The following is a 25,630-nucleotide window of genomic DNA, read 5'->3' as shown; positions in this document are numbered from 1 at the left end:
TGTCTGTTGTCACTTCCGCGTCTTCTTCGTCCGCCCAGTTGCGTGGTCGCGGCCTGGTGCTGGCCGCGATCTTGCTGTCCGCATTCAACTTGCGCACCGCGGTGACGTCGCTGACGCCGCTGCTGGAACGCATTGCCGACGAGTACGCCTTCGGCGCGCCCACCATGGGCGCGCTCGGCATGTTGCCGACCGCAGCGTTCGCACTCACCGGCGTGGCAACGCCCGCGTTGCTGCGCCGTTTCGGTTTGCTGCGCGTGGCGCTGGCGTCGATGGCGTTGGCCACGCTGGGATTAGTGCTGCGCCCGCTGCTGCCGGGCACCGCCGGGTTGCTGGTCGGCTCGCTGGTGGCGTTGGCCGGGATGGGCATGGGCAACGTGGTACTGCCGCCACTTGTGAAGCGTTACTTCGGCGACCGCGTGGGCCGGGTGAGCACGCTGTACATCACCGTGCTGCAGGTCGGTACGCTGCTGCCGGCGCTGCTGGCAGTGCCGGTGGCCGATGCGCTGGGTTGGCGCAGTTCGATGGTGGCGTGGGTGCTGCCGGCCCTGCTGGCAACGGCGGCGTGGGCGCTGGTGCACGCCAACCATCGGCGCCTCCGCGCAACCGGCCCGGCACCGGTCACCCCCACGCCCGAAGCCGAAGGCCGCGTCGCCCGTACTGCGCTGGGGTGGTGCATGGCGGTGACCTTCGGCATGACCTCGCTGGTGACCTATTCCATGTTCACCTGGCTGCCGACGCTGCTGCGCGAAGCCGGTGCATCGCCTGCGTTCGGCGGCACCATGGTGGCGTTGTTCGCGGCATTGGGCATGGCCGGGGCGCTGACCATGCCGGCGCTGGCGGTGCGCATGCGCAATCCGTTTCCGATCGTACTGCTCTGCGCAGCCTGCCACCTCGTCGCGTTTGCCGGGCTGTGGTGGGCGCCGCTGGCCGCACCGGTGCTGTGGGTGACCCTGCTCGGCCTGGGGCCGAGCACGTTTCCGTTGGCATTGGTGTTGGTGAATCAGCGCAGCCGCACGGCGGCCGGTTCGGCCGCACTGTCCGGTTTCTCGCAAGGTGTGGGCTATGCGGTGAGCTGCCTGGGGCCATTCCTGTTCGGCTGGCTGCACGCGCACAGTGGCGGCTGGACCTCCCCGTTCGTGTTCCTGGTCATCTGCCTGCTGGTGCAGCTGGCCGCCGCCTGGGTGGTCTGCCGCCCGCAGCTGCTGGAAGATGCGTGGGCGCCGCCGGCACGCGGCGCCCACGCGCTCAACGTACCGGCAGAGTGATGTAGCTGGGCTGCTCGGGGGACACGTACACCCGCTGCGTGGCTTTTTGATAATCGCCAGGCTTGGCGAAGAAGATGTTGGGCACGTAGGTCTGCGGATTGCGGTCGTATAGCGGGAACAGGCTGGATTGCACCTGCACCATCACCCGGTGGCCCGGTTGGAAGGTGTGGTTGGCGGTTGGTAAGCCGAACTGGAATGCCAGCGGCTGATTGGACGCCAAGGGTTTGGGCGTGCTGAAACTCTCGCGGTAGCGGCCGCGGAAAATCGCCAACGACACCGGCAACTCGTAGCCGCCCATCTTCGGGTTCGAGGCCATCTCCTCCGGATACACGTCGATCAGCTTCACCACCCAATCGCTGTCGCTGCCGCTGGTGGAGGCCTGCAGATGCACTTCGGGCGCACCGGCGATCTGCAGTGGCTCGGTCAGCGGCTCGGTGACGAAGGTCAGCACGTCCGGGCGGCCATCGACAAAGCGCTGGTCGTGCACCAGCCAGGTGGTCCACATCGTGCGGTCGGCAAAGTCCACCGGGCGCGGCACGAACGGCACCGGCTTGGCCGGGTCGGACACGTACTCTTCAAACCCCACCTGCCCGGCCACCGGTTGCTGGAACGACAACTTGCCGCCGGCCTGCAGATACAGCGGCTTGCTGGCCGAGGCGCAGCCATTGTCGCAACTGCGCGGCCACGCCTTGAGGCGGTCCCAATGGTTCTCGCCGGTGTTGTAGATGAACACCGGCGGCGTGTCTGCCTTGGGCGCGCCATCGACCAGGTACTGGTCGAAAAACGGGCGCAGCACCTCGGAACGGAATTGGCGCGCGGTGTCGCCTTCGAAATTCAGCGCACCCAAGGCGCTACCGTCGTAGTTCACCTGACTGTGGCGCCACGGGCCCATCACCAGGTAGTTGAGGGTATTGCCCTTGTCGCGCGGCTCCATCGCCGCGTAGCTGTGGATCGCCCCCCACATGTCTTCCTGATCCCACAGGCCTTGCAGCCACATCGTGGGCACCTTCAGCGGCGTGCGCGCCATCACCTTGTCCAGCGCCTGTTCCTGCCAGAACGCGTCATAGGCGGCGTGTTCGGTGAGCTTGTGCCACCACGGCAACTGCTCCAGGCCCGCAGCCTTGGCGAAGTCGCCGGCCGAGCCGGCCTGCAGGAAATTGCTGTAGTCGTCGTGCCCCTGGCGCGCGATGCCGGCGCCCTTGCCGCGTTTGCTCAGCTGGCCGGTGAAGTAATCGAAATTGACCTGGCGGAACGCGCCGTAATTGAACCAGTCGTCGCCCATCCAGCCGTCGATCATCGGGCTTTCCGGCACCGCCACCTTCAACGCGGGATGCGGATTGGTCAGCGCCATCACCACGGTGAATCCTTCGTAGGACGAACCGATCATGCCAACCTTGCCATTGGATTCCTTGACGTTCTTCACCAGCCAGTCGATGGTGTCCCAGGCATCGGTGGCATGGTCGACCTCGCTGGAATTGAGCGGCCCACGCAGCGGGCGCGTCATCACGTAATCGCCTTCGGAACCGTACTTGCCGCGCACGTCTTGGAACACGCGGATGTAGCCGCCTTCCACGAACACGTCGTCGCCGGGCGGCAGCAGATCCTTCATATGCGGCGAGGCCAGGCGCTCGCTCCGGCCACTGGCATCGTAAGGCGTGCGCGTCAGCACGATCGGCGCGTTCCTGGCGCCCTTGGGCAGCACGATCACCGTGTGCAGCTTGACCCCATCGCGCATCGGAATCATCACCTCGCGCTTGATGTAGTCGTTGCTCGCATCGGCAGCCACGAACGGCTTGCCGGTGATGTCCGGCGTCATCGGCGAGGTTTGCGCCCAGGCGCTGCCGGTGGCGGCGGCAATGGCGGTGGCGAGCAGGCAGGCGGCAAGGCGGCGCATGGAATCTCCGGCAGCAACGGTGGGCAGGATGAACAACTGCAGCAGCGTAGGCACAGACAACTGGCTTGCGGGAGTGTCGAAGGTACCGGGTCGGCCAGGCTGCGGCGAGCACGCGCTGCGGATCGGCTGCACGGGCGCCGACGTTTAGGTTGTCCTGAAATGACCACGCCGTGCATTGCATCCCTTGCACGCCAGTCTTCGATCGGTGCGCGCAAGCCACCCCCAAGCCAAGCAAACGTCATTGGAAGACCGGCAAAATCGCACGCTTCCGCAGGCGCGGCAGATGCTTTACAACGTTTGATCCCACGATTGCAGCGAGCGCTCGCATGCGCATTCCCCCCTCGCACGATTGCGCCAACCCACACCGCCGTCGCCTGCTCACCCACCTCGGTGCGGCCGCGCTGCTGCCGTTGCTCGGCCGTGCTGCCAGTAGCGACGCGACCACGCCACCGCTGCGCCCCACCCGTTCGCCGTTGCTGCCGCCCGAGCATGCGCTACGCCTAGCGTATGCGGCGCCTGCCAGCGATGCCCAGCTGTTGCGCGAAGGACTGCCGATCGGCAACGGCCGGCTCGGGGCGCTCTGCGGCGGAGCTCCTGCCTGCGAGACGCTGTTCGTTTCCGAAGGCAGCCTTTGGTCAGGCGGCAGCAACGCAGTGCTGCAGGACGATGGCCAGTTTGCATATACCAAGGAAGAGTTCGGCAGCTTCATGCTGCTGGCCAAGCTTTTTGTGGAACTGGAAGGGCATGCGCAGGCGCAGACGTCCGATTACCAGCGCGAACTGGACATGAGCAACGGCTGCGTACGCGTGCGCTATCGCATCGGCGACACGCGTTATACACGGACGCTGTTCGCAAGCCACCCGGATGCGGCCATCGTGTTGCGCCTGGATTGCGAAGGCGCAGGCAGCCACCGTGGCCGCATTCGCCTGGTCGACACGCATGCCGGGGCCGGTCGCGCCGACGGCCACGCCGGGCTGCGCTTCGCCGGCCAGCTCGATAACGGCCTGCGCTATGCCGCAGCGCTGCGCGTGCACAGCGACGGTGGCAGGCTCGAAACAGGCGAAGGCCTGCTGCAGTTTCATGACTGCCGTGGCCTGACCATCGTGTTGTGCGGCGACACCGACTACGCCGCCGATGGCGCACGCGGCTGGCGCGATGCCACGCGCGACCCGCTTGCGCTGGCGCGCAACCGCGCACAGGCCGCCGCCACAGTGCCTGCGGCGCTGTTGCTGGACACCCATGTGGCCGATCACCGTGCGTTGTTCGATACGTTGCAGGTGGAGCTTGGCCAGTCCAGCGATGCGCAACGCGGCCTGGAGACCTGGCAGCGCATCCAGGCCCGCGCCGCCACGCCTGCGCTCCCCGACCCGGAACTGGAGGTGGCCTATCTGCAATTTGGCCGCTATCTCACCATCGCCGCCTCGCGTGATGGATTGCCCACCAACCTGCAGGGCCTGTGGCTGGAAAACAACGACCCGCCATGGATGAGCGACTACCACAGCGACGTCAATCTGCAGATGAACTACTGGCTGGCGGACCCGTCCGGCCTGGGCGCCTGCGTCGATGCGCTGACACGCTATTGCCTGGCGCAGCTGCCGTCCTGGACACGCATCACCCAAACCCACTTCAACGACCCGCGCAATCGTTTCCGCAATACCTCCGGCAAGATCGCCGGCTGGACCGTGGCCATTTCCACCAATCCGTTCGGCGGCAACGGCTGGTACTGGCACCCGGCAGGCAACGCGTGGTTATGCGACAGCCTGTGGCAGCACTACGAGTTCACCCAGGACCGGGACGACCTGACGCGCATCTATCCGCTACTCAAGGGCGCCTGCGAATTCTGGCAGGCGCGCCTGATCGCAATGGAGGTCACCGACGCCGACGGGCGCACGCGACAGTGCCTGGTCGACGACCACGACTGGTCGCCAGAGCATGGCCCGGAAAATGCGCGCGGTATTGCCTATGCGCAGGAACTGGTATGGACGTTGTTCGGGCAATACCGCCAGGCCAGCGCCCTGCTTGGCCGCGACGCAGCCTACGCCGCGACCATCGCCACGCTGCAGCAGCGTCTGTACCTGCCGGAGATCAGCCCGCTCAGCGGCCAATTGCAGGAATGGATGTCCCCCACGGACCTGGGTGAAGCCCATCACCGGCACCTGTCGCCGCTGATGGGTCTGTTCCCCGGCCATCGCCTGCATCCGGATCTGGCGCCGCCTGCGCAGCTGGAAGCAGCGCGTAAGCTATTGGAAGCGCGCGGCATGCAGAGCTTTGGCTGGGCTTGCGCATGGCGGGCGCTGTGCTGGGCAAGACTGGGCGATGCGGAGCGTGCTTATGCGCTGGTGCTGACCAATCTGAAACCCTCGATCGGTCATCGCAATGGCACCGCGCCGAATCTGTTCGATATCTACGATCTCAGCCAGCACGGCGACCCCACCCTTGGCGGGGTGTTCCAGATCGATGCCAACTTCGGCACCCCGGCCGCAATGCTGGAAATGCTGCTGTATTCGCGCCCTGGGCAGATCACGCTGCTGCCGGCACTGCCCAAGGCCTGGGCCGCGCAAGGCCGCGTTACCGGCCTGGGCGCACGTGGCGGATTTACGGTGGACATGGCGTGGCGCAACGGCGTGCCGACGCAGATCAGCGTGCGCAGCGTCGGCGGCACCCGCACCCGCCTTAGCTGGGGCGCCCAGGCGCACGACATTACGCTTGCACGTGGCCAAGTGCTGCGCGTGCTGTGAGCCAGTGCCACGTGCCGGCCGCGCTTGAAGCGTGACGCGGTTGCAAGCGCGGCAAGGCATCTGCTCGTTGGCCGGCGATTGGCTGCGCCCCGCAGTATGGCCTGGCCCAGCGTTACCCAGCCAGGTCGCACTGCGCACGCAAGGTATTGTGGAAAGCAGGTGCGTCCGGGCAGCATCCAATGACGCAGCGACGACATTGCCGATCGCTCAGCGATGCAAGCAGCCGCCGTTGATGGCGCTTGCGGCAGGTGTGCAGCCTTGCCTAATGCCGCACCTGGCCTTGGCCGCGCACCACGAAGCGCTCCACGGTCAGCGCTTCCAGGCCCATCGGGCCATAGGAATGCAGGCGCGTGGTGGAGATGCCGATCTCCGCGCCCAGGCCGAGTTCACCGCCGTCGGAAAAGCGCGAGGAGGCGTTCACCATCACCACCGCCGAGCGTAGCGACTGCACGAACCGTTCTGCGTTGCCGGCGTCCTGCGTGGCGATGACTTCGGTGTGGTCCGAGCCGTACTGGCGGATGTGCGCCAGCGCCGTGTCCAGATCCGGTACCACGCGGATGGCAAGGATCAGGTCGAGAAATTCCGCGGCATAGTCGTCGTCGTCGGCAGGGGCGATCTCGGGCAACACCGCGCGCGTCGCCGCGTCGCCACGCAGTTCCACCTTGCGTTCGCACAATGCCTGCGCGGCAAGCGGGAGAAAGCGCTCGGCGATGTCTGCATGCACCAGCAAGGTCTCCAGCGAGTTACAGGCGGCCGGCCGCGTCGCCTTGCCATCGATCAACAGACGTAGCGCAAGCGTCAGGTCGGCCGACGCATCCACAAACAGATGGCACACACCCTTGTAGTGCTTGATGACCGGCACGCGCGCGTGCTCGGCGACAAACCGGATCAGGCCTTCGCCACCGCGCGGAATCGCCAGATCGACGATGTCGCTGAGCTGCAGCAGCTCCAGCATGGTCTCGCGGCGCAGATCCTCGACCAGGGTCAGCGCCGCTTCCGGCACATTGGCCTTGCGCAAGGCGCGCTGCAGTGCGCGGGCGATGGCGGTGTTGGAATGGATTGCCTCCGAGCCACCGCGCAGGATCACGCCATTGCCGGCCTTGATGCATAGCGCCGCAGCGTCTGCGGTGACGTTGGGCCGCGCCTCGTAAATCATCGCGATCACGCCCAGCGGCACACGCACCTTCTGCACGCGAATCCCGTTGGGGCGCACCTCTTCGCGCGTGACCTGGCCGACCGGATCGGGCAAGGCCGCCACCTCGCGCAACGCATCCGCGATACCGGCCAGGCGCTTGTCGTCCAGCGCCAGCCGATCGAGCATGGCACTGCCGGTGCCCTTGGCACGCGCGGCCTCCAGATCGCGCGCATTGGCGGCCAGAATCGCCGCGGCATCGGCTTCCAGCGCGGCAGCCATCGCGTCCAGCAAGGCGTGCTTGGCCTGTGCAGACAATTGCGACACCACCTGCGCGGCGTCACGGCATTGCAGAGCGAGCGTTTTGATGGTCATTGGAGAATCGGGAATGGAGAATCGGGAATGGTAAAAGCACGCGACATCACTTTACTGCGACGTAATTGGCGCTGGGAACGTTCGGTGGGAAGCTCTTGCGATTCTCCATTCCCGATTCTCCATTCCTCGCTACAACACCACCAGATCATCGCGATGCACCACGTTTTCGCCATAACTGTAGCCGAGCACGTTCTCGATCTCGCGCGAATGGCGGCCTGCGATACGACGGATATCCAGGGCCGAATACTGGCTGACGCCGCGTGCCAGACACTGTTCGCCCGTGGTATCGCGCCGACGGATCTCCACCATGTCGCCGCGACGGAAATCGCCGTGCGCGTCGGCCACCCCGCCTGGCAACAGCGAGGCGCCTTTGCCGGTCAAGGCCGCTGCGGCGCCGTCGTCGATGAGGATCGCGCCCGCTTCCACCGGTGCGTGCCGCAGCCAATATTTTCGCGCAGCGATGCGCGTGCGTGCGGCGTGGATGCGCGTGCCACGCAGGCGGTCCTGCGCCAGGGCGCGCACCACCTCGCCACTTCGGCCGTTGAACAGATAGGTTTCGATGCCGGCCGCGCCGGCCTTTGCAGCGGCTTCCAGTTTGGTGCGCATGCCACCGGTCCCTACGTTGCTACCGCTGCCGCCGGCCATCGCCAGCACCTCCGGGGTGAGCTCGGGCACATCGTCGAGCGGGCGCGCCAACGGGTTGCTGCGTGGGTCGGCGCTATACAGGCCATCGATGTCGGTGGCGATGAACAAGGCATCGGCATCGACCAGCGCAGCCACGATCGCGGCCAGGTTGTCGTTATCGCCCAGCTTCAACTCATCCACCGAGACGGTATCGTTTTCGTTGATCACCGGCAGCGCGCCCAGCCGCAGCAACTCGCCCAAGGTGGCACGCGCATTGAGGTAGCGGCGACGGTTGCGCAGGTCGTCATGCGTGAGCAGTACCTGCGCCACCGGTCGCTCGAAAAAGCGCTGCCACAACGCAATCAACTGCGCCTGGCCCAAGGCGGCCAGTGCCTGCCGTGCCGCGATCGGTGCGCCGATATCCATCGCTTTAGGCAGGATGGCACGGCCGGCGGCCACCGCGCCCGACGACACGATCACCAGCTCGCGCCCGGCTGCCAGATTGGCGGAGACGAACTGCGCCAGACCGAGCGCGAAGCGCGGGGACAGGCCACCCCGATCGGCGGCGAGCAGGCTGCTGCCGACCTTGAGCACCGCACGGCGCCATGGCGGCAGCGCCTGCTCGGTAAAGGGCGACAACGTGCTGGCAGGCGTGCTCATGGCAATGGCATCCTCAGTGCGTATTCCACTCATACACGGTCAGTGCAGAGGCATCGCGCAGCACCAGCGGGTCACGCGCAACGATCTGCTGGGCGTCTTCGAGGGTGGCCACGTTGACCAGCACATACGCGCCACCGCTGCGATCGCTGAAACCACCGGTCAGCTCAAGCTGCCCGGCGGCGCGCAACGCATCGAGAAAGTCCAGATGCGGCTGCACCACATCGGCGGGGAACCCCGGCTTGCGCAGCGCAAGCACCAGGTAGCGGGTCGTCATGCGCGCAGCGCCTGCCAGCGCGCCTGCAACACATCCAGTTGCAGGTCGGCCGCAGCACCGGGTGAGACGCGCGCAGCCAGGCTACCTTCCGGCGTGCGCCCCTGCCCTGCGGTCTCGGAGGCTTGCGCTGCGGCCTTGTAGGCCTCGCGGAACGGCACGCCGGCCACGGCGGCTTCCACTGCCACATCGGTGGCGTACATGCCCGAATCGATGGCTGCGCGCAGTTTGTCCGGGCGCCATTCCAGATTGGCCAACAAGGCCGGCAACAGTTCCAGCGCCGCAAGTCCGCGGCCAAAGCCGTGCACGATCGCGCCCTTGCTGCTCTGCAGATCGCGGTGATAACCCGACGGCAGCGACAGCAGCTGTTCGATCTCGATGCGCGCTGCCGCCACGCTGGCATGCGTTGCGCGCATCAGTTCGATCACGTCCGGGTTGCGCTTGTTCGGCATGATCGAACTGCCGGTGGTGTATTGCGCCGGCAAAGCGACAAACGCGAATTCGCCGCTGGTGAACAGCGACAGATCCCAGGCGATGCGGCGCAGATCCAGCGTGGCGCTGCCCAGCGCTTCGAGCGCGGCCAGTTCGTATTTGCCGCGCGAGAGCTGGGCATAGATCGGCGAGACCAACAGGCGTGCAAAACCCAGTTCGGCGGTGGTATGCGCACGATCCAGCGGCAGATTCACGCCATAGCCTGCGGCCGTGCCGAGCGGATTGCTGTCCACCAGCTGCAAGGTATCGGTTGCGCGTACGGCATTGTCGATGAAGGCTTCTGCCCAGCCCGCCCACCACATGCCGGCCGACGACACCACCGCCCGTTGGATATGCGTATAACCGGGCACCGGCAGTTCGGCCTCTGCCTGCGCGCGATCCAACGCCACCTTGGCGATCTCGGCGCTGAGCGTGGCAACGCGCTGCAGCTTGTCCTTCAGCCACAAGCGCGTGGCGACCAGGATCTGGTCGTTGCGGCTGCGCCCGGTGTGGATCTTGCGGCCTGCATCGCCCAGACGCTCGGTCAAGCGCGCTTCGATAGCCGAGTGACAATCTTCGTATTGCGCATCGAGCACGAAGGCGCCGCTGCGAAAATCGGCGGCCAGCAGGTCGAGCTGTTCGCTCAAGCCACCCAGCTCCTGCAACGACAAGATGCCGATGTGCTGCAGCCCCTGCGCATGCGCCTTGCTGGCAGCGATGTCATACAGGAAGAATTCGCGATCCAGGATCACATCGTCGCCGGCCAGGAAACTCTGGATCTTGGCGTCCACGGCAACGCCAGGTTTTTGCCACAACAGATTGGTCATCGGAAAGCGTCTCGAGTCAGTCGTCCAGTTTCGATCCCCGCACAGGGATGTGCGGGCTGTTGCAAGGCACTCGCTTCGTTGAATCCCTGCACAGGGATGTGCAGGCCCTTGCGAGGGACTCGCATCAACGAATCGCCATCAACTCGTCCCAGCCCAGCGCCAGGTTGAGGTTCTGCATCGCCTGCGTCGCCGCACCCTTGAGCAGGTTGTCCAGCGTCGCCACCACCACCACGCGCTTGTTGCCGGGCGCCAGCGTTACCCCGCCGATCTGCACGCCGTGCTTGCCGGCGATGCGGCTCACCCAAGGCGCTTCGTCGACGATCTCGATCAACGGCTCGTCGGCATAACGCTGCGTATAACGCGCCTGGATCTGCTCGCGTGTCAGCGGCTGCTGCAGCCACAGATTGACGGTCATGGTGATGCCGCGGAAATGCGGCGCCACGTGCGGCATGAACTCCACCGGCACGCCGAGCTGCGCAGACACCTCGCGCTCGTGCATGTGATTTGTCAGCGCATACGGCATCAAATTATTGGAGAGCAACTCGGGGTTGTTCTTGTCCGAGGGCGTGGTCCCCGCGCCCGAATACCCGGAGACGCCGAAACACTGCGGCGGCCCGGCCAACTGGTCGAGCAGCGGCGCGATGGTCAGCTGCATCGCGGTGGCATAACAGCCCGGGTTGCTGATGCGTCTTTGTCCGGCGTAGCTGCCGCGCGTCAGCTCAGGCAAGCCGTAGTACCAGGCCGGATCGAAGCGATAATCTGCCGACAGATCGATCACCAGCGTCTGCGGCGTTGCTGTATCGATCGCGGCGACGAAGGGCGCTGCCTTGCCGTTGGGCAGCGCCAGGATCACCACGTCGGCAGCCTTGACGGCCACTGCGTCGGCATCCAGGTTCTCGTAGCGCAACTCGCCTTGGTAGGCATCGTTATGCTCGGCCACGCGCTGCCCGGCCAGCTCGCGCGAGGACACGAAACTCAATTGCAGCTGCGGGTGCGCCGCAACCAGTTTGATCAATTCCGAGCCGGTATGCCCGCGGGCGCCGACAATGCCGATGGTCTTTGGTTGAACAGTCATGCGTTTTCTTCCAGGCGGAACTGCAGGTGGCGTTTGACCCCGGCCCATTCCGTATCGATGATGGAAAACACCACGGTATCGCGCAGCGTACCGTCGGCGTGGCGGGTGTGGTTGCGCAGCACACCGTCCTGTTTTGCGCCCAGCCGCGCGATCGCCGCGCGCGAAGTGTGGTTGAACCAGCTGGTTTCGAACACCACGCTCAAGCACCCCAATGTTTCGAAGGCGTATTGCAGCAGCATCAGCTTGGCTTCGGTGTTGACGCCGCTGCGCTGCACGCGCGGTGCGTACCAGGTGTAGCCGATCGACAACCTCGGCACTGCTGCATCCAGCGCGTAGTAGCGCGTGCAACCGACGATGTCGCCGGCCGCATCGCGCACCGCAAATGGCAACGCCGCGCCATCGGCGCAGGCGGCCAAGGCCGCAGCGATATACGCATCGACCTGCTCCGGTGCGGGCACGCTGGTGTACCACAGCCGCGACAGCGCGCCGTCGCCCACTGCCTCACGCAACCCATCGGCATGCGCTGCCTGCAGCGGTTCCAGGCTCGCATGCCGTCCACGCAGGCTGGGCTGTTCTCGCCAAAGGGGCGGCAAGCCGACGGCGCTCATCGCGCTCAGCCCAGCAAGGTCGGCTGACGCGTCGCGCAGTGCGCAACGCAATGCTGGATCTGCTCGAAATTTTCCAGCCCGTACCAGAACACCTTCCACTTCTCCTGCTTGATGCAACCGTCGGATTCGGCGTAGTAAAAGATATTGACCTGGTTGTTATGGCGCGAGCGCCAGAACAACTGCGGGGTCTCTTCGCGCATCACATTCCACACCGCCCGGCCAAGACCTTCGCCCTGCGCATCGTCGAGCACGGCGAACTTGTCCAGATAGGTCAACCTGCCCGCACCCAGCTGGCCCTCGTCGGTCAGGATCACCGCCGCACGGTAGTTTTCGCTGACATACGCGCGCAGCAACGTGGTGGTGTGGAAATACTCCGGCACCAGCGTGCGGCCGAAGCTGGATTCGATCAGCGACTTCAGGCGAGGCAGATCCAGTTCGTCCCAGGAGGTCGCGCGCAACACCCGCTCGCCGCGCCGCACCAGCGTGCCCGAGCCCTTGTGGGTGAACAGCTCCTTGGCCAGGTCCGACGGCCGGGTGATCGACACCGACGACTCCAGCGGCAGGCGATCGAGCAAGTCCTTGATCTGCTCGATCTTCACCCGCATGCCGCCGTTGATCCACGGCTGCTGCATCAGGTGATCGAACTCGGTAGACAGGTTGATCGAATCGATCAACTTGCCATCGGCATCCAGCAGGCCGCCGGTGCCGGTGAGGAAAATGATCTTGTACGGCTGCAGCTCCTGCACCAACTCATTGGCGGCAAAATCCGCATTGACGTTGAGGATCTGCCCGCTGGGCGTTTCGCCCAAGCTGGTGATCACCGGGATGGAGCCGGCCTGCAGACTGGCTTCGATCGGCGCCAGATTCACCGCCTTGACCTCACCGACCAGGCCGTAGGTGTCGCGATCCAGATACTCGGCCTCGAACACGCCGCCGGTGATCGAAGTCGCACGCGCGCCATTCTGCTGCAACGCTTCGACCAGTTTGAGGTTGGAGGTCTGGAACACCTTGCGCACGATCGCCAACGCTTCCGGCGAGGTCACGCGCAGTCCGTTGATGGTGTGCTTTTCGATGCCGGCTGCCGACAGCTCTGCATCCAGCTGCGGGCCGGCGCCATGCAGCACGATCGGGGTCAACCCCACTTCCTGCAGGAACGACAGCGACGAGGTCAGTGCGTCCAGATCGTCGCGCAACACCGCGCCGCCCACCTTGACCACCGCAAAGCGCTTGGCATCGAGCTGCGAAAACCGCTTGAGGTACTGGCTGATTTCCTTCGCGCTGGCCATGCTCGAGAGCAGGCGCACGATGGTCTGGCGGGTCTGTTTGTGGGGCTGTGCGGAAGAGGACATTGCCGTGTTCGAAAGAGGAAGGGGAGCGCCAGGCGCGTGTCGGTTCAGTGAGAGCCGTTGATGATGCGATGGACCGATTCGCCGTAACGCTGCAATTGCGCAATCGTCACGAATTCGTCGGCCGTATGCGCCTGGGCAATGTCGCCCGGGCCATAGACCAGCGCGGTGTAGCCACCGGCCGAAAACAGCGATGCTTCGGTCCAGAAGTCCACTGCGCTGCCGATCGGCAGGTCCAGCGCATCGGCCACATCGCGTGCGGCCAGGCGACGTTCTTCCGCGCGTGCGATATCGCCGGATGGCAGGCTCGGCCCGCGAAAGGTTTCTTCGAAATGCGCTGCCGCCGGTTCGGCGAATCCGGCGAAGGTTGCCAGCAATCCATCCACGTCCATCGACGGCAGCGGACGAAAGCCGAAGCGCACTTCGGCTGCCGGCGCGATCATGTTGGCCTTGATGCCGCCCTCGACGCGTCCGATGTTGAAGCGCAATCCGGTCAAACCACCGAAGCGCGCATGCGCCAGCGATTCGACATGCTCCAGGGCTTTGCCGCCCCAGCGCATTGCCTGATGCAAGGCGCTTGCAGAGGGGTCCTGTTTGCCCGAGGCGTGCCCGGCGCGCCCGGCAAACCGCATCAGCGCCGAACTGATGCCACGATGCGCCAGCACCGCTTCGCCCATGGTCGGCTCGGCCACCAAAACAGCTTCATACGGCACGCCACGCGCCAGGAACGCGGCGATACAGCGCGGATCATTGGCTTCTTCGTCAGAAGAAAACAGAAACGCGGCATCGCCGTCACCGGCATTGGCCGCGGCAACCAACGCCGCCGCCGCGCCCTTGATGTCGCACACGCCCAGGCCCACCACGCGGTCGTCCAGACGCCGCATCACGTGCGGGTCGGCACTCCAGTGCGGCGAATCCGGCACGGTATCCAGATGCACGTTGAACAGGTACTTCGGCGTGCCACGCACCGCGTACAAGCTCACCGCCCCTGCACCGTGATCGACCACCTCGACCTGGAACCCCGGCAGCTGCGCACGCAGGTAATCGAAGATGCCGCCTTCGGCGGCAATCGCACGCGGCGGATTGCGGGTGTCGAACGCCACCAGCGCCTGCAGGTGGTCCAGCGTGGAGGTGAGCAGGTCAGTCATGTGTGTCAGGCAGCCGTGGTGGTGGTGCGGTAGAGATCGGGATAGGCGATTTCCATCAACGCCTGCGGCCGCGCGGGCGCGGCGAAGCCGTGCTGTGCGTACAGCGCATGCGCATCGGAGGTGGCGAGCATGAAGCGGCGAAGGCCTTGCAGATGCGGATGGGCCATCACTGCCGCCACCAGTTGCTTGCCATAGCCGCGTCCACGGTATGCATCAAGCACGAACACATCGGCGAGATAGCCGAAGGTGGCACCGTCGGTGATCACCCTGGCGAACGCCACCTGCCCTACGCCCTCGCAATAACCGCCGAAACACAGCGAGCCGGCGATCGCCCGCTGCACCGTGTCCAGCGGGATGCCCAGGCACCAATCGGCCCGCTCGCTGAGGGAGCGATGGATCAACGGCAGATCGAGTTCCTGCTTGTCGGTACTGATGCGTAGTGCGGGCATGGGTTCCATCGCAGTGGCCCTCTTCTCCCACCGGGAGAAGGTGCCCCGAAGGGGTGGATGAGGGGCGCCTCACGAAACTTCGAGAAGCAACCCGGTCGAACGCGTCGCCACGCGTCCAGAGGGAAAACGATGGCAGCAAATGCTGCAGTAGTTCCCCATGACTGGCGCGTGGCGACGCGTTCGTCATGAGCGATCCTGAAGGTTTCCTGCGGCACCCCCAACCCCTCTCCCGGGGGAGAGGCGCTTTTGCTCAGCGGTTGACCTGCGCGTACAGCGTGGAGCTCATCCCGAACAGCTTGATGAAGCCCTCGGCCTCTTCCACACCCCAGTCGGCCGATTGCGCGTAGGTCGCACCCTTGGTGTTGAGCAGGTGCGGCGAACGCACCGCCACCGCATCGACGCGACCCCCGCGGGTTTCCAGCGTCACTTCGCCATTGACCTTGGACTGCGAGGACTTCAGGAACGCCTCGATATCGCTCTTGAGCGGGTCGTGATAGAAGCCTTCGTACACCAGCTCCACCCACTTGCGCGCCACGTCCGGCTTGAAGCGGTTCTGCTGCTTGGTCAGCACCGCATCTTCCAGTGCACGGTGCGCGGTGAGCAGCGAAATCAGGCCCGGCGCTTCGAATACGATGCGGCCCTTCAAACCGATCACGGTATCGCCGGTATAGACGCCGCGGCCCACGCCATACTGCGCGAACAAGGTGTTGAGCTTGGCCAGGATCTTCGCACCCGGCAGCGGCTTGCCGTCCAGTTCCGCCGCTTCGCCTTCGACGAACTTCAGTGTCACCGTTAGTGCTTCGCTCGGCCAGGCGCTACGCGGCGCGCACCAGCCGCGTGCACACTCGCCCGGCGCTTCCCAACGGTCGATCTCGCCGCCAGACATGGTCAGGCCCAGCAGGTTCTCGTTGATGGTGTAGGCCTGCTGTTTGGCACGCACGCCGAAGCCACGCGCTTCCAGATACTTCTGCTCATAGGCACGGGTCTGGGTGTGCTCTTTCTGGATCTCGCGAATCGGCGCAACGATCTGATAGTCGCCCAGCGCCTTCACTGCCAGGTCGAAACGCACCTGGTCGTTGCCCATGCCGGTGCAACCGTGCGCAATGATGCGCGTACCCAATTCTTCGGCACGCTTGAGCGCAGCATCCACGATCAGGTAGCGGTCGGACACCAGCAATGGGTACTGGCCCTGGTACCCCTCGCCCGCCCACACGAACGGCTTGACGAAGCCTTCCCAGATCGCCGGGCCACCGTCCACGGTGACGTGGCTGGCCGCGCCCAGTTCGGCGGCGCGCTTCTCGATGAACTCACGCTCTTCGGCATCCACACCACCGGTGTCGGCAAACACGGTGTGCACCGCATAGCCCCGCTCCTGCAGGTACGGAATGCAGAAGCTGGTGTCCAGACCACCGGAAAACGCGAGAACGATGTCCTTGGTGCCGGAAGTCGGGATTGGGGATTCTGGATTGGTGGAAGCGGTCTGCTGCGACATGGGGGTCTCTTAGGAGTTGACTAAATAGGAGTGGGAGTCTGATTTGCCGTGGCGAATCACGAATCCCCAATCACGAATCCCGGCTGCCCTGGCCCACCAGGGCAGCCATGATCGCCTTCTGCACATGCAGGCGATTTTCGGCTTCATCGATGGCGATGCAGTTGGGCGAATCCATCACAGCGTCGGTCGCCTTGACGTTGCGACGCAGCGGCAGGCAGTGCGAGAACACGCCATTGTTGGTCAGCGCCATCTTGCGTTCGTCGACGATGAAATGCTGGTACTGGTCGCGAATCGGCTTTTCCGGTTCCCAGTTGCCGAAGAACGGCAGCGCGCCCCAGCTCTTGGCGTAGACGACATCGGCGCCGGCATAGGCGCTGTCGATGTCATGGCTGACCTGTAGCGAACCACCGCTTTCGGCCACGTTTTGCGCGGCCCAGTCCATGTAGCGCTGATCCAGGATGTAATCCGGCGTCGGGCACAGCAGGGTCACGTCCATGCCCATGCGGGTGGCGATGGTCAGCGCCGAGTTGGCCACCGCTGTGTTCAGCGGCTTGGGGTGGTAGGTCCAGGTCAGCACGTACTTCTTGCCGCGCAGATCCTGTGTACCGAAGTGTTCCTGCAGCGCCAGCGCATGCGCCAGCTCCTGGCACGGGTGGGTGATGGTTTCCATGTTGATCACCGGCACCGGCGAATACTTGGCAAAGCTCTTGAGCACCTGGTCTTCGCGGTCCTTGGACCAGTCCACGAACTTCGGAAACGCGCGTACGCCGATCAGGTCGACATAACGCCCCAGCACACGCGCCACTTCGGCGATGTGCTCTTCGGTGTCGCCGTCCATGACCGTGCCCAGATTGAACTCGATCGGCCAGGCGTCCTTGCCCGGCTGCAAGACCACCGCATGCCCGCCCAACTGAAATGCGCCCAGCTCGAAGCTGGTACGGGTGCGCATAGACGGGTTGAAGAACACCAGCGCGATCGACTTGCCCTTCAGCTCGCTTCCCAGCTTGTTGCGTTTGAACAACGCGGCCTGGGTCAACAGCGCGTCCAGTTCGGCGCGGCTCCAGTCCTGGGTGTTCAAGAAGTGCTTCAGTGACATCGATCGATCCTTTGCTGCGTGCTACTGCTGCGTTGGTCCGCCAGGAGCGACGGGGTGCGCGACATGCGCGTTTATTGCGGTTGAAACTTTTGTGACGCCAAACGAAAAAACCCAGCCTGGGGGCTGGGTCTTCGACGTCGGAACAGCAAACGCCCCGGCTTACCCAGCGAAAATGTGGGATTCCGGTCGGCGGGCACGCGAAGTCATGCCGGAGGCCATCCGGGCGGCGCTGGTGTCGTGCTGAAAGGCGTTTGCTTGCATAGGGCGCGAATCCTCGCACGCATGTGGGCACGGCGCAACCGCTGCGCATCTCATCGTGGCGGCGCGACGATGGCGTCGGGAATGTACGGGGTCACCGAAACCCGGATGCGCAGCCGGTTACCCGGATCTTCCGGCAACCGCGAACGGTATTTGGTGCCCTTGTAGACATAGTCCACGTCGAAGGCGATCGGCCGGCGGAACTCGCGCGGCACTTCCACGACCTTGCAGTTGCGCCGCGTGCTGGTCGGCGGCACCGCAGCGGGCGCGGCTGGTTCGGGGCGACGCGAGAACATTTCCTTGACCGAATCCACCATGCGGTTGATGGGGCCCTCGTCCTCGGCCGGCGCTGCAGCAGCCTGTGCCGCCTGTTCGGATTCGCATTGCTCTTCGATACGCGTGGCGCGAAGCGTCTGGTAGACCGGCTCGACGTTGAGCACCTGCGCGTAATCCAGCTTCACGTTCTCGATCACCACGACCCGGTTCTTGGGGTCGGGCTCCGCCGCGTACGCCGGAGTGAGTTGCCCGGCAAACGTACACAGCAGCATGAAGAACGGAGAAGGTCGCATCAGTACCGGAACGCGCAGCCAGGCAGTACGTAAGTGTATGGAGCTTGCGGCCGCGTGGGCTGAACGCAACCCATCCGGTCGCCATTGTCAGGCTGGCGATTCGCCATCGCGCCACAACGGGCTAGAATCGCGCGATTGCCCTTTTTCGGATGCCGATGAGCCTGCGCCTGCACAACAACCTGACGCGGCGGGTCGAGCCGTTCGCGCCGCTCGATCCGTCCAGCCCCACCCTGTATGTCTGCGGCCCCACCGTCTACAACTACGCGCATATCGGCAACGCCCGCGGCCCGGTGGTCTTCGATGTGCTTGCCGCATTGCTGCGGCGACGCTACGGCGCGCTGCGCTACGCGCGCAACATCACCGACGTGGACGACAAGATCAACGCCGCCGCGCAGGCGCAGGGTGTGCCGATTTCGACGATCACCGACCGCTTCGCGGCGATCTACCGGCAGGACATGGCGGCGCTTGGCGTGGTTCCACCGGATATCGAACCGGAGGCCACCGCGCATATCCCGCAGATCGTGGCGATGATCGATCAGCTGATCGCCAACGGGCATGCCTACGCCGCAGAAGGCCACGTGCTGTTTTCGGTTTCCAGCTTCGATGGCTACGGCAAGCTCTCGCGGCGCGACCCGGACGAAATGCTGGCCGGCGCGCGCGTGGACGTGGCGCCGTACAAGCGCGACCCCGGCGACTTCGTGCTGTGGAAACCCTCCAGCGACGACCTGCCCGGCTGGGAATCGCCCTGGGGCCGCGGCCGCCCGGGTTGGCATATCGAGTGCTCGGCGATGGCTGCGGCGCATCTGGGCCCCACCATCGACATTCATGCCGGCGGCGTGGACCTGCAGTTTCCGCATCACGAAAACGAGATTGCGCAGAGCGAGTGCGCGCATGGCGGCGCCACCTTTGCGCGGTTCTGGCTGCACAACGGCATGCTCAATTTCAGCGGCGCGAAGATGAGCAAGTCGCTGGGCAATATCGAAACCGTGCACGAGCTCATCGCCAGGCATCCGCCCGAAGCGCTGCGCTATGCGCTGTTGAGCGCGCATTACCGTCAGCCGCTGGATTGGTCGGATGGGCTGATCGAGCAGGCCAAGAACACGCTCGACCGCCTGTATGGAACGCTGCGGGATCTGGCTGCACTGGAAACCGAAAGCGGCGGCGATGTCGCGATATCCAAGACGATTCCCGCCGAGGTGGAGTCCGCTCTGGATGACGATCTCAACACGCCGCTGGCCTTGTCCGTCATGGCAAGCATCGCCTCCGATGCGCGCGCATTGCGCAGCGAACTGATGCACAGCGGCCAGGCGTCGGCACGCATGGCCCAGCTACAGGCAGCGCGTGCCAAGTTGCTGGGTGCCGGGGTGGCACTGGGGTTGCTGCAGCAAGACCCGGCTGCTTGGTTCTCGCGCGGCACCGACGTGGGCGACGATGCACGCATCACCGCATTGGTGGAAGAACGCAGCGCGGCGAAGAAAGCCAAGGATTTCGCCCGCGCCGACGCCATCCGCAAGCAACTCGCCGACGAAGGTATCGTGCTGGAAGACACGCCGCAGGGCGTGCGTTGGAAGCGCGCTTGATCCTTCTCCCTTCTCCCTGCCGGAGAGAAGCTGCCCCGCAGGGGCGGATGAGGGTGCGCCGCAGCGACAATGAATCGTCGGTCATGGCAAACGCGTCGCCACGCGCCAGTGCAAGACGCATGACCGACGGCTCTCGAAGGGTGCCCCGCCCTGGCACCTGGTGACACATGCATCGGCCACAGGCGCTCCAAGGCCCGCGCGCCAGTGGCGCGTAAACCGTGCCTTCTTGCCCACAGGGGAGAGGGACTTGATCGAATGCTTCTGGATGTTTAGATGACCACCTCCCCCTTCCCGCTTGAACCCACTGCCACCGAGGCGCAGGACGCCATTGCCGAGGAATTCTCCTTTTTTGGCGACTGGTCCGAGCGCTACCAGTACCTGATCGATCTTGGCCGCAAGTTGCCCGCCTTCCCGGAACAGTGGAAAACCGAAGAGCACCGCCTGCACGGCTGCCAATCGATGGTCTGGATCGTGCCGGAAGGCAACGCCGAGCGGCTGGATTTCCATGCCGTCAGCGATTCGGCCATTGTCTCCGGGCTGATCTACCTTGCGCTGCGCGTGTATTCAGGGCGTAGCGCGCAAGAGATCCTGGCCACCGAGCCTGACTACATCGCCGGAATCGGTCTGGCCAAGCATCTGTCGCCGACCCGCAGCAACGGTGTGGCGGCGATGCTGGCCTTCATCCGCGATACCGCGCGCGCGCAGCAGTGAGCACGCCCGCCCCGTCACCCGCCGATTCGCTGCGGACGCTGCTCGCCCATCCAGGCTTCGGCCTGGTGCTGCTGTACCGCGTGGCGGCGATGCTGTCCTACCAGATCGTCGCCGTGACGGTCGGGTGGCATATCTACGAAATTACCGGCAACCCGCTCTCGCTGGGGCTGATCGGCCTGGCCGAAATCCTGCCGTTCTTCTGCATCGCCCCCTTCGCCGGCTACCTGGTCGATCACCTGCCGCGCCGCCGGCTGGGCATGGTCGCCGTGCTGGGCTTGGTCGCAACCGCGCTGCTGCTGTTGGCGATCACGCAAGGCTGGCTGCCCGTGGAAGGCGTGTGGCCGATCTATGCCGCCATCTCGCTCACCGGCGCGGCGCGCTCTTTCTTGTCGCCGGTCTACAACGCCTTGTTCGCACGGGCGCTGCCGCGCGAGGCATTCGCGCGCGGTGCCAGCATCGGCAGCGTCACCTTCCAGGCCGGCATGGTGATCGGCCCGGCGCTGGGCGGTGTGCTGGTCGGCTGGGGCGGCAAGGGCCTGGCCTACGGGGTCGCCGCCAGCGTGGCGATGCTGGCGATCCTGGCGTTGGCACTGCTGCGTGTCAGCGAGCCGGTCAGCGAGGGCCCACGTGCGCCGATCTTCCGCAGCATCGCCGAGGGCGCGCAATTCGTGCTGTCCAACCAGATCATGCTGGGCGCGATGGCGCTGGACATGTTTTCGGTACTGCTCGGCGGCGCGGTATCGATGTTGCCGGCCTTCATCCACGACATCCTGCACTACGGCCCCGAAGGCCTGGGCATCCTGCGCGGCGCGCCGGCGCTGGGTTCGATCATGGTTGGCGTGTGGCTGGCGCGGCACCCGCTGCAGCGCAATGCCGGGCGCGTCCTGCTGCTGTCGGTGGCCGGCTTCGGACTCTGCACCATCGCCTTCGGACTGTCGCGCCATTTCTGGCTATCAGCGGCAATCCTGCTGATGTACGGCATGTGCGACGGCGTCTCGGTGGTGGTGCGCCAGACCATCCTGCAGCTGGTCACCCCCGATGCCATGCGTGGCCGGGTGTCTTCGATCAACGGCATCTTCATCGGCTCGTCCAACGAGCTGGGCGCGTTCTACGACGGCGTCATGGCGCGCCTGGTCGGCCTGGTGCCGGCGGTGGTCATCGGCGGCTGTGTCACCCTGGGCGTGGTGGCCACCACCGCCTGGAAGGCGCCGCGCCTGCGCAAGCTGGACCTGCGCGATCTGCAGTGAGCTACGCGATCGCGTGATTGCCCGTGCCCGCTGCGGTGCGAAGGTGCTCGTGCTGCGGGCCGCGGTCACGTGCCGCCATGCAGCTGCGTGCGACGGCGCCCCACTGAACGGCGCTAACCGACCAAGCGCTAATTCGACGGATCGGGCCCCCATCAAAAAACCCCGCACATGGCGGGGTCTTTCGGCGAGCCAGGCGGACGATCAGTCGCCCTGCTGCTTCTGCAAGTGCTCCCAACGCTCCTGGGCGTCGATGGTGCGCTCGGCGGTCAGACGCGCTTCCAGGCGGTCCAGGCCGATCTCTTCGCCGGTATCCACGCAGTAGCCGTAGTCGCCGTCTTCCAGACGCTTGAGGGTACTGTCGATCTTGGAGATCAGCTTGCGGGCGCGATCACGGGCACGCAGTTCCAGCGAGTTTTCGGTCTCGCGGGTGGCGCGTTCGGCTTCGTCGCCGATGTCGCGCACTTCTTCGCGCAGGTTTTCGATGGTCTGCTTGGATTCCTCCACCATCTCGTTGCGCCAGCTCTGCAGACGCTGGCGGAAATATTCCTGCTGCAGCTTGTTCATGTACTCCTCGTCCGCGGCAGGCTTGTAACCCTGCGGCAGGATCGGGCGACCGGTGGCTTCGTCGGTCTTGTACTCGACCACCTTGTACTTGGTCTTGGGAGCCGCGTTGGACGGCTTGGAAGTCACGGCCACGGCCACCTTGCCGACCGGACGGGTCGCGGCAGGCTTGGCGGGGGCTTCGGTTTTGGTTGGCGTTTTTGCGGAAGATTTCGAAACGGGCACGGGATTCTTAGATGACGGGGTCGCAGGCTTTGCCGGCTTCGCAGGGACGGCCTTGGGGACCGGTGCGGGCGCGGGCTTCTCGGCCTTGACCGGGACTGACTTGGCCGGAGCCGGCTTGGTGGCCGGCTTCGGTACGGACTTGGACGCCACCGGCTTGGCAGCCGGTTTGGCGGCAGCCGGAGCTGCCTTTTTCGCCGCCGGCTTGGCAGCACTCTTGGCGACGGGTTTCACTGCCTTGGGGGCTGCGGACGCGGTGGTCTTGGAAGCCGGCGCCGGCTTGGCGGCGGCCTTCTTCGCAGGTGCCTTCTTCGCGGGTGCCTTCTTGGCAGCCGGCTGCTTGGTCCCCGGCTTTGCGGCCGGTTTCGCAGCAGCGGACGTCGCTGCCTTTTTCGCAACGGGTTTGGCGGACTTCTTGGCGGCCTCTACGGCCTTTTTTGCAGGTTTTTTAGCAGCCACGAAACGCTCATCCTTGGTTCCCCCGGGGCCCGGGAAAGCGGGCCTTTATAACGTACCCCGCGGACCCCCGGCAACCACCTATTAATGCAAGTGGCATATCATTGGCAAGTGATCTCACGCCTGCTCATCGCGCTGCTGCGCGTCTACAAGCTCGTCATCAGCCCCCTGCTCGGGCCGCGCTGCCGTTTTGCGCCAAGCTGCTCGGACTACGCGATGACCGCCATCGGCCGCTTCGGCCCGCTGCGCGGCAGTTGGCTTGCCGCACGCAGGCTCGGCCGCTGTCATCCCTTCCATCCGGGCGGATTCGATCCGGTGCCCGATGCGCCCACGTCGCCCTCCCCGTCTTCTTCCTGCAGCTGCAAAGGACCCCATCCATGAGCCGAACCGTCATCGTCAATGCCCGCCTGGTCAATGAAGGCAAGGAGTTCGACGCCGATCTCCTGATCGAAGGCGGCCGCATCGCCAAGATCGACAGCAAGATCGTCCCTGCCCCTGGCGATACCGTGGTGGACGCCGCCGGACGCTGGGTGCTGCCCGGCATGATCGACGACCAGGTGCACTTCCGCGAACCCGGCCTGACCCACAAGGGCGACATCGCGACCGAATCCGGCGCCGCGGTTGCTGGTGGCCTGACTAGCTTCATGGACATGCCCAACACCAATCCGCCGACCCTGGATGCCCCCGCGCTGCAGGCCAAGTACGCCGCCGCCGCCGGGCGCGCCTGGGCCAACTACGGCTTCTACATGGGCGCCAGCAACGACAACTTGGCCCACATCCAATCGCTGGACCCCAAGACTGCACCAGGCATCAAGGTGTTCATGGGCGCCTCCACCGGCAACATGCTGGTCGATAACCCCGAAACGCTGGACGCCATCTTCCGCGACGCGCCCACGCCGATCATCACTCACTGCGAAGACACCCCGACCATTGATGCGACGATGGCGCAGTACAAGGAAAAATACGGCGATGCGCTGACGCCGGAGATGCATCCGGACATCCGTTCGCGTCAGGCCTGCCTGAAGTCGTCGCAGCTGGCGGTGTCGCTGGCACGCAAGCACAACACCCGCCTGCACGTATTGCACATCTCCACCGCCGACGAGCTGTCGCTGTTCGAAGCCGGCCCGCTGGTCGATGCCGACGGCAAGTTGCGCAAGCGCATTACCGCCGAGACCTGCATCCATTTCTTGCGCTTCGATCGCAGCGATTACGCGCGCCTGGGCAACCTGATCAAGTGCAATCCCGCGATCAAGGACGCCGAAGATCGTCTGGCGCTCATCGATGCGCTGGCCGAAGACGTCATCGACGTGCTCGCCACCGACCACGCCCCGCACACCTGGGAAGAAAAGCAAAAGCCCTATGCGCAGGCGCCCTCGGGCCTGCCGCTGGTGCAGTACGCGCTGGTCGCGGCACTGGAGCTGGTACACGAAGGCAAGTTGCCGATCACCCGTATCGTGCAGAAGTTCGCGCATGCGCCGGCGCAATTGTTCGATGTGGAAGAACGCGGCTTCCTGCGCGAAGGCTATTTCGCCGACCTGGTGATGATCGACAACACCCCGTTCACCGTGAAGCGCGAGCAGGTGCTGTCCAAGTGCGGCTGGTCGCCGTTCGAAGGCACCACCTTCCGTTCGCGTATTGCTGCGACGTGGGTCAACGGCCAGCAGGTGTGGGATGGCGAACAGCTGGTAGGCAGCGCTGCCGGCCAGCGCCTGACCTTCGACCGCTGATGCGCGCAGTCCTGTTTGGCGCCTGGTTGATCCTGGCGCCGGTCGCGCTGGTTGCGGGACGCGCCGATGCGCGCAGTGCGGCCGTCGCAACTGATGTCGTGTTTCCGCAAAGCGCTTCGCAAGGTGCGCTGGTCATCGGCAAGGTGCCGGCTGATAGCAGGGTGCAATACGCCGGCCGCAGCCTGCGTGTGAGCGGTTACGGAAGCGTCGTGTTCGGTATCGGCCGCGATGCGACCGGGCCTTTGCAGGTGCAGGTCACCCAACCCGATGGCAGCACGCGGACCGTGAGCATCGCGGTGACGCCGCGCGACTGGCCGGTGGAACGCGTCAATGGCGTACCGCCGAAGACGGTCAACCCGCCGGCCGAGATTGCTGCGCGCATCAAACGCGAACAGGCGCAGGTCACGGCGGCACGCGACCGCGATGACGCACGCACCGATTTCGCCCAACCCTTCATCTGGCCGGTGCAGGGACGCATCAGCGGCCGCTTCGGCAATGCACGCGTGTACAACGGGCAGCCGGGCGCCGGCCATTCGGGCATGGACATCGCCGTACCCACCGGCACCCCGGTGAAGGCACCGGCTGCCGGCGTGGTGACGTTCGCCGCACCGAACCTGTATCTCACCGGTGGTACGGTGTTGCTGGATCACGGTTTTGGTGTGAGCTCGAATTTCCTGCATCTCTCACGCATCGACGTGAAGGTGGGCGATCGGGTCGAGCAAGGCCAGGTGATTGCTGCCGTCGGTGCGACCGGGCGCGCCACCGGGCCGCATCTGCATTGGGGGATGAATTGGTTCGATGTGCGGATCGACCCGTTATTGGTGCTTG

23 protein-coding genes are annotated in these 25,630 nt (G+C 65.2%); 9 read left to right on the top strand and 14 right to left on the bottom strand.

Annotated features, from left to right (window positions below):
* The first annotated feature begins 38 nt into the window (after nt 1–38).
* Nucleotides 39–1,265: an MFS transporter gene (locus tag J7360_RS05430; protein WP_039571944.1), complete on the top strand. Its 1,227-nt coding sequence runs from the start codon at nt 39–41 to the stop codon at nt 1,263–1,265.
* Here the strand turns inward: J7360_RS05430 and J7360_RS05425 are convergent.
* Nucleotides 1,246–3,159 carry a CocE/NonD family hydrolase gene (locus J7360_RS05425; protein ID WP_057678296.1) on the bottom strand — a complete coding sequence of 638 codons (1,914 nt, stop codon included), beginning with the start codon at nt 3,157–3,159 and terminating at the stop codon, nt 1,246–1,248. The genes J7360_RS05430 and J7360_RS05425 overlap by 20 nt on opposite strands.
* Nucleotides 3,160–3,485: 326 nt before the next feature.
* Between J7360_RS05425 and J7360_RS05420 the strand changes: the two genes are divergently transcribed.
* The gene (locus J7360_RS05420; protein ID WP_057678286.1) at nt 3,486–5,897 is read left to right on the top strand and encodes a glycoside hydrolase family 95 protein; all 2,412 of its coding nucleotides are present in this window, start codon (nt 3,486–3,488) and stop codon (nt 5,895–5,897) included.
* Between the two features lie 262 nt (nt 5,898–6,159).
* Here the strand turns inward: J7360_RS05420 and J7360_RS05415 are convergent, their stop codons facing one another.
* The 12 genes from J7360_RS05415 to J7360_RS05360 form a co-directional block, all read right to left on the bottom strand.
* Complete coding sequence (locus J7360_RS05415) at nt 6,160–7,404, bottom strand: glutamate-5-semialdehyde dehydrogenase (protein ID WP_057661513.1); 1,245 nt, start codon at nt 7,402–7,404, stop codon at nt 6,160–6,162.
* 129 nt (nt 7,405–7,533) lie between these two features.
* Nucleotides 7,534–8,688: a glutamate 5-kinase gene (gene proB, locus J7360_RS05410; RefSeq protein ID WP_057661510.1), complete on the bottom strand. Its 1,155-nt coding sequence runs from the start codon at nt 8,686–8,688 to the stop codon at nt 7,534–7,536.
* Between the two features lie 13 nt (nt 8,689–8,701).
* On the bottom strand, nt 8,702–8,962 hold the full coding sequence (locus tag J7360_RS05405; RefSeq protein ID WP_003486965.1) for a YciI family protein: 261 nt from the start codon (nt 8,960–8,962) through the stop codon (nt 8,702–8,704).
* Nucleotides 8,959–10,257 carry an argininosuccinate lyase gene (locus J7360_RS05400; protein ID WP_057661508.1) on the bottom strand — a complete coding sequence of 433 codons (1,299 nt, stop codon included), beginning with the start codon at nt 10,255–10,257 and terminating at the stop codon, nt 8,959–8,961. The genes J7360_RS05405 and J7360_RS05400 overlap by 4 nt, the downstream gene beginning before the upstream one ends.
* A 124-nt stretch (nt 10,258–10,381) precedes the next feature.
* Nucleotides 10,382–11,332: an N-acetyl-gamma-glutamyl-phosphate reductase gene (argC, locus tag J7360_RS05395; RefSeq protein WP_057661506.1), complete on the bottom strand. Its 951-nt coding sequence runs from the start codon at nt 11,330–11,332 to the stop codon at nt 10,382–10,384.
* A complete protein-coding gene (locus J7360_RS05390; RefSeq protein WP_057661504.1) occupies nt 11,329–11,940 on the bottom strand; it encodes a GNAT family N-acetyltransferase in 612 nt (203 codons plus the stop codon). The genes argC and J7360_RS05390 overlap by 4 nt, the downstream gene beginning before the upstream one ends.
* 5 nt (nt 11,941–11,945) lie before the next feature.
* Nucleotides 11,946–13,289, bottom strand: a complete 1,344-nt coding sequence (locus J7360_RS05385) for an acetylglutamate kinase (protein WP_057661502.1) — start codon at nt 13,287–13,289, stop codon at nt 11,946–11,948.
* A 44-nt stretch (nt 13,290–13,333) separates the two neighbouring features.
* On the bottom strand, nt 13,334–14,434 hold the full coding sequence (locus tag J7360_RS05380) for an acetylornithine deacetylase (RefSeq protein ID WP_057661498.1): 1,101 nt from the start codon (nt 14,432–14,434) through the stop codon (nt 13,334–13,336).
* Nucleotides 14,435–14,439: 5 nt separating this feature from the next.
* Nucleotides 14,440–14,892 (bottom strand): GNAT family N-acetyltransferase, encoded by a 453-nt coding sequence (locus J7360_RS05375; protein WP_057661496.1) that lies wholly within the window; start codon nt 14,890–14,892, stop codon nt 14,440–14,442.
* 241 nt (nt 14,893–15,133) lie between these two features.
* Nucleotides 15,134–16,375 carry an argininosuccinate synthase gene (locus J7360_RS05370; RefSeq protein WP_209033414.1) on the bottom strand — a complete coding sequence of 414 codons (1,242 nt, stop codon included), beginning with the start codon at nt 16,373–16,375 and terminating at the stop codon, nt 15,134–15,136.
* 70 nt (nt 16,376–16,445) lie between these two features.
* The gene (locus J7360_RS05365; RefSeq protein ID WP_007963158.1) at nt 16,446–17,471 is read right to left on the bottom strand and encodes an N-acetylornithine carbamoyltransferase; all 1,026 of its coding nucleotides are present in this window, start codon (nt 17,469–17,471) and stop codon (nt 16,446–16,448) included.
* A 311-nt stretch (nt 17,472–17,782) separates the two neighbouring features.
* Nucleotides 17,783–18,277: a hypothetical protein gene (locus tag J7360_RS05360; RefSeq protein ID WP_057661494.1), complete on the bottom strand. Its 495-nt coding sequence runs from the start codon at nt 18,275–18,277 to the stop codon at nt 17,783–17,785.
* 176 nt (nt 18,278–18,453) lie between these two features.
* Here J7360_RS05360 and cysS point away from each other — a divergent pair, with 176 nt between their 5' ends.
* The 3 genes from cysS (at nt 18,454) to J7360_RS05345 (ending at nt 21,836) form a co-directional block, all read left to right on the top strand.
* The gene (cysS, locus tag J7360_RS05355) at nt 18,454–19,878 is read left to right on the top strand and encodes a cysteine--tRNA ligase (RefSeq protein ID WP_033481156.1); all 1,425 of its coding nucleotides are present in this window, start codon (nt 18,454–18,456) and stop codon (nt 19,876–19,878) included.
* A 273-nt stretch (nt 19,879–20,151) separates the two neighbouring features.
* The gene (locus J7360_RS05350) at nt 20,152–20,589 is read left to right on the top strand and encodes a SufE family protein (RefSeq protein ID WP_007963163.1); all 438 of its coding nucleotides are present in this window, start codon (nt 20,152–20,154) and stop codon (nt 20,587–20,589) included.
* Nucleotides 20,586–21,836, top strand: a complete 1,251-nt coding sequence (locus J7360_RS05345) for an MFS transporter (protein ID WP_209033412.1) — start codon at nt 20,586–20,588, stop codon at nt 21,834–21,836. Before J7360_RS05350 ends, J7360_RS05345 begins: the two co-directional genes overlap by 4 nt.
* A 201-nt stretch (nt 21,837–22,037) precedes the next feature.
* On the opposite strand, the gene dksA is transcribed toward J7360_RS05345, so the two are convergent.
* Nucleotides 22,038–22,526 (bottom strand): RNA polymerase-binding protein DksA, encoded by a 489-nt coding sequence (dksA, locus tag J7360_RS21325; RefSeq protein ID WP_007963167.1) that lies wholly within the window; start codon nt 22,524–22,526, stop codon nt 22,038–22,040.
* A 58-nt stretch (nt 22,527–22,584) separates the two neighbouring features.
* On the opposite strand from dksA, the gene J7360_RS21320 reads away from it, so the two are divergent.
* From J7360_RS21320 to J7360_RS05325, 4 genes are all read left to right on the top strand, one after another.
* On the top strand, nt 22,585–23,163 hold the full coding sequence (locus J7360_RS21320) for a hypothetical protein (RefSeq protein ID WP_033481151.1): 579 nt from the start codon (nt 22,585–22,587) through the stop codon (nt 23,161–23,163).
* On the top strand, nt 23,163–23,456 hold the full coding sequence (yidD, locus tag J7360_RS05335; RefSeq protein ID WP_005913106.1) for a membrane protein insertion efficiency factor YidD: 294 nt from the start codon (nt 23,163–23,165) through the stop codon (nt 23,454–23,456). Before J7360_RS21320 ends, yidD begins: the two co-directional genes overlap by 1 nt.
* Nucleotides 23,453–24,802 carry a dihydroorotase gene (locus J7360_RS05330; RefSeq protein ID WP_057661488.1) on the top strand — a complete coding sequence of 450 codons (1,350 nt, stop codon included), beginning with the start codon at nt 23,453–23,455 and terminating at the stop codon, nt 24,800–24,802. Before yidD ends, J7360_RS05330 begins: the two co-directional genes overlap by 4 nt.
* Nucleotides 24,802–25,630, top strand: an 829-nt coding sequence (locus J7360_RS05325; RefSeq protein WP_209033410.1) for a M23 family metallopeptidase, incomplete at its 3' end; no start/stop codon positions are given. The genes J7360_RS05330 and J7360_RS05325, both read left to right, overlap by 1 nt.

Source organism: Xanthomonas sp. D-99 (assembly GCF_017746145.1).
In the GTDB taxonomy this organism is placed as follows: Bacteria; Pseudomonadota; Gammaproteobacteria; order Xanthomonadales; family Xanthomonadaceae; genus Xanthomonas; species Xanthomonas cissicola.
Note: the sequence above shows the minus strand (reverse complement) of the source record. Positions and strands in the feature narration are given on the sequence as shown.